Below are 4,119 nucleotides of genomic sequence, written 5' to 3' on the forward strand. Positions count from 1 at the left end.
AATGACGGACGTCAGCTTTCAGGTAGAAGCTGGCCGGATTGTCGGTTTAATTGGCCCAAACGGCGCCGGTAAATCAACGACCATGCGCGCGATTACTGGCTTGATACGTTATGATTCAGGCAGTGTTATGTTTGATGGGCAACCTATTACGTTTAGTCATCATCAAGCCTTGGATAAAATGGGGAACTTAATTGAATATCCCGCTATTTATCCTAATTTGACTGCATTAGAGCACTTAAAGCTCTATGCCATGGATACCAAAACACCGGTAGATTTCCAGGATTTGATGCGGAAAACACAAATTGACGGGCCTAATTTTGGTAAAAGAAAAGCCAAGCAATTCTCTTTGGGGATGAAGCAGCGCTTGGGGATTGCAATCGCACTTATTCGTCATCCAAAGTTGGTTATTTTAGATGAACCAATGAACGGCTTGGATCCGCAATCAGTCCATGATTTGCGGGTTTTGATTCGCACATTGGCAGACGAAGGGGTTGCCTTCTTGATTTCTAGTCACTTGTTAGATGAACTACAAAAACTGGTGGATGATGTGGTCATCATCAACAACGGTAAAATCATTGAAACGGCCACAATCACGGCATTTTTCGACCAAGACCAGACACGTTGGTTGTTTGATACCTCAGATAACCAAGCTGTGGTTGCGTTAATTGCGGCAAAAGGTTGGACGGCAACAGCTGTTGATGGGCAAATTGAAATTGCGGGGGCGGAGACATTGCAGCAAGTCATTACGGCTATCAATCAATCCGGCATTAGTATTACGGCGATTCAAACCGTTACGGGTAATTTGGAACGCACCTTGTTGGATAAATTGGCGCATGACGAGAAGGGGGAATAAGAGATGTTAACATTGATGAAACAGGAGTATTATAAGGCATTTAAACAGAATCGCCTGTATATTTGGTTAGCCTTGAGCTTTCTTTTCCCGTTGGCAGTCATGGGTATTTTTAAAACACAACGTATAGGTGAGGTCGTGGCAAATTTTGGGCAGGCAACAGTGTATATTGTCTTTGCTGGGATTATTATTACCGCTTTAAGCGTGTCACAAGAGTTTGGCTTTGGGACGATTCGCCCCTTACTCTCACGGCGTTTTAGCCGCGGGCAAATCTTTGCCAGCAAACTATTGTTAAATCTCAGCGTTTATTTAGCGTTGTTTGTCACGGCGTTTCTAGGGACGATGCTAGCGAAAGTTATTTTCGTTCCTAAAGTGAACTTGCAGGCCAAGTTAAACGACATGGGAACCGGTTGGCAAGTGATGGGGCAGACATTTGTCATCACGATGCTACAAATCATATTTATTGCGGCCTTAGTGTTGCTCATTACAAACCTCGTCAAGAGCTCTGGCGCAGCGATTGGCTTGGGTGTGGTGATGATTGTTGGGACACCGATTTTGACGAGTTTATCGGCGTTGTTGATTGAAATGGCGCCAATCATGAAGTGGAATCCGTTTAATATTTATCTCGGTATTGCGATGCTTGAATTGCCAAAGACGGCATTCAAAGCTCTCGTGCATTTGTCACAAACGACAGTACTTTGGGTTTATTTGCTTGATATTGTGCTGATGTATGGTGTGGCGTATTGGATTTTCAAAAAGCGTTCTGTCTAACAGCGAATTACTAAAAAAGGCAGACGACCTATTGGGTCGTCTGCCTTTTATGTGGTGTTGTTTCACGTGAAACAACTGTAGGTTAATCGGTTAGAAATCTGCTGTATCAGGCTCTGTGTGCGCGCCGCCAACACCCTGTAAGGCGTCTAGTGTGGCCATGTCTTCTGGAGTGAGACTAAAGTCAAACACGTCTAAGTTAGCTTGAATGTAAGCTTGGTGCGTTGATTTTGGTAAGGGCAAGAAGCCTTTTTCCAATGACCAACGAATCAAGATTTGTGGCACAGATTTGCCGTACTTAGCAGCCAAATCAGCGACTTGTGGCAAATATACCAGCTTACCAGTACCTAATGGTGAGTAAGCTTCGTCTAAGATATTATGCGCTTTATCATAAGCGACCAATTCAGCTTGTTCATCAGAAGGGTTCAAGAAGCTCTGGTTCACCATTGGCGCGATCTTTTGCGTTTTCGCTAGTGCTTCCAAATGATGAATTTGGAAGTTGGATACGCCAATTGCGCGAACTTTTCCGTCAGCGTAGGCTTCTTCCATGGCGCGCCAAGTCTCCGCATTGGCTTGTTCCCAAGCTTGCGGCCCTTGTTCTTGCACCGCGGCTGGATTAGGCCAGTGAATCAGATACAAATCAACATAATCCAAACCAAGGGTTTCTAATGATGTGGCCAAAGCGGCTTTGGCTGCCGTGTAACTATGGGCATCGTTCCAAAGTTTTGTCGTGACAAACAGTTCGTCACGGGCAATCCCAGAATCCTTGATTGCACGGCCAACAGAAGCTTCGTTGCCGTAAATTGCGGCTGTATCAATGTGTCGATAACCAGCTTCCAGTGCCCATTTGACTGCGTCGTAGGCGACATCGCCGTCCGCTGATTGCCAGGTACCAAAACCAATAACTGGGATTTGAACCCCATTGGCCAATGTATAAGTCTCTGTCAGTGCCATAAACATTACCTCCATGCATAGCTGCTACCAAACCACGTCAAATTCGTATCAAATGACGGGACTATTTTTGCAAAAGTTAGCAAAGCTTTTGCACTCAATGGTAGTATAACACTTTTTGAACAACTGTTCGTATCACGGTTGTGATGTTATTTCATGATGGCTTCAATTTGTTTGAGTTCTGCTAATTTCCAACTGACATAGTGTTCACCATTTGGAATAGTTTCTGTGACGTTGACAACTGGAATATGGTTAGCCTTAGCGAGATCAATAATGTTGTTTACCGTTGCGCTAGTTGTTTGTTTGTTATTGACAATGAAGGCGATTTTGTGTGACGTAATCGCTGTTTTCAAAGCTGATAATGTGGCCGGTGAGGGGTCGTTACCTTCTTCAATCGCTTCAGAAAAATCATTATCCATGACGTGATAACCGAGGGCATCTAACATGTATTCAAAGACTGGTTCCGTCTGGGCCACGTCTTGTTGGTTAGACTTGGCTTTCAGCTGGGTCACTAAATCAGTGATGGGTTGCAAGCTGGCGATATATTTCTTAGCGTTGGCTTGATAGTCTGCCTTGTGGGCGGGATCTTTTTTAGATAAAAGATCTGCTAAATAGTGAGCTGATTGAATCATCGTGTTGGGATCATTCCACAAATGGGGATTTTGCCCCATTTTGTCATGTAAAACATCTTCACCAACCTCAACGAGTTGGGACTTTGGGGATGATTTGGCTAATTTTGTCAGCCAAGCATCATACCCTAAGCCGTTAGCAATCACAATGTCAGTCCCGTTGACTTTTTTGGCAACGGCTGTTGTGGGTTCGTAGTCTTCGGGGGAAATATTATCGTGTTTAATAATGGCCGTTGCTGTGCCGTGATCACCAACAACGGTTTGCGCAAGCTCGGCGTAAAAATCAGTTGACGTGATAATGCTAATTTTATTCGTGGCCTTTTGAGGGGTTTCGCTACCTTTAAAGGCCGCGAAACCAACAATGGCAATGACGATAATTGCCAACACGGCAATGAGTTTTTTCATGATCGGGTATCCTCTAGTTGATTAATTTGTTTGAGAAAGTGAATAATGGTGGCTTGTTGTTCGGGTGTAAAAGTCGCAATCGTGGCATCAATGTCTTCGTGTAAGGCTTGATGCGATTGTTCGTGTTGGCGTGCCAACTTGATACCGGCAGGGGTTAAAGCGTAATTTACACTGCGCTTATCGCTGGCATCTTGCGATGAAATGACGTAGCCGTGGGCAATCAAATTTTTAACGGCCTTTGTGATGGCTGGCTTGGACAAATTCATCTTGTTCGCCAGATTGGCATTGGTTGCATTTTCTTCTTGCAACAGCATCAGTAGATGCGCCTGCGTGGCGTTGATTTTTTGAGCCGTCGTCGTTTTGATAAATTCAGAACGCGCGGCGTAAGTTTGCACAAAAGTATTGAGTTCATGAATAATTGTATTGGATTCAGACATCTGTCACCTCGATAGTTTACTAGTTAATTAACTAGTAAACTATATCAAGAAAATAATAGCCTGTCAAGCTATCTGAGGG

5 protein-coding genes are annotated in these 4,119 nt (G+C 44.1%); 2 read left to right on the plus strand and 3 right to left on the minus strand.

Annotation, left to right across the window (positions count from 1 at the left end):
- The first annotated feature begins 1 nt into the window (after nt 1).
- Both ACW12G_RS06755 and ACW12G_RS06760 read left to right on the plus strand, forming a co-directional pair.
- Nucleotides 2-853, plus strand: a complete 852-nt coding sequence (locus ACW12G_RS06755) for an ABC transporter ATP-binding protein (RefSeq protein ID WP_455647581.1) — start codon at nt 2-4, stop codon at nt 851-853.
- Between the two features lie 3 nt (nt 854-856).
- Nucleotides 857-1,621: an ABC transporter permease gene (locus ACW12G_RS06760; protein WP_270746834.1), complete on the plus strand. Its 765-nt coding sequence runs from the start codon at nt 857-859 to the stop codon at nt 1,619-1,621.
- A gap of 90 nt (nt 1,622-1,711) precedes the next feature.
- Here the strand turns inward: ACW12G_RS06760 and ACW12G_RS06765 are convergent, their stop codons facing one another.
- The 3 genes from ACW12G_RS06765 to ACW12G_RS06775 form a co-directional block, all read right to left on the minus strand.
- On the minus strand, nt 1,712-2,572 hold the full coding sequence (locus tag ACW12G_RS06765; protein WP_455647582.1) for an aldo/keto reductase: 861 nt from the start codon (nt 2,570-2,572) through the stop codon (nt 1,712-1,714).
- 146 nt (nt 2,573-2,718) lie between these two features.
- Nucleotides 2,719-3,603 carry a metal ABC transporter solute-binding protein, Zn/Mn family gene (locus ACW12G_RS06770; protein WP_068851196.1) on the minus strand — a complete coding sequence of 295 codons (885 nt, stop codon included), beginning with the start codon at nt 3,601-3,603 and terminating at the stop codon, nt 2,719-2,721.
- Complete coding sequence (locus ACW12G_RS06775) at nt 3,600-4,040, minus strand: MarR family winged helix-turn-helix transcriptional regulator (RefSeq protein WP_048699880.1); 441 nt, start codon at nt 4,038-4,040, stop codon at nt 3,600-3,602. The genes ACW12G_RS06770 and ACW12G_RS06775 overlap by 4 nt, the downstream gene beginning before the upstream one ends.
- Nucleotides 4,041-4,119 lie beyond the last annotated feature (79 nt).

Source organism: Leuconostoc sp., from assembly GCF_965300815.1.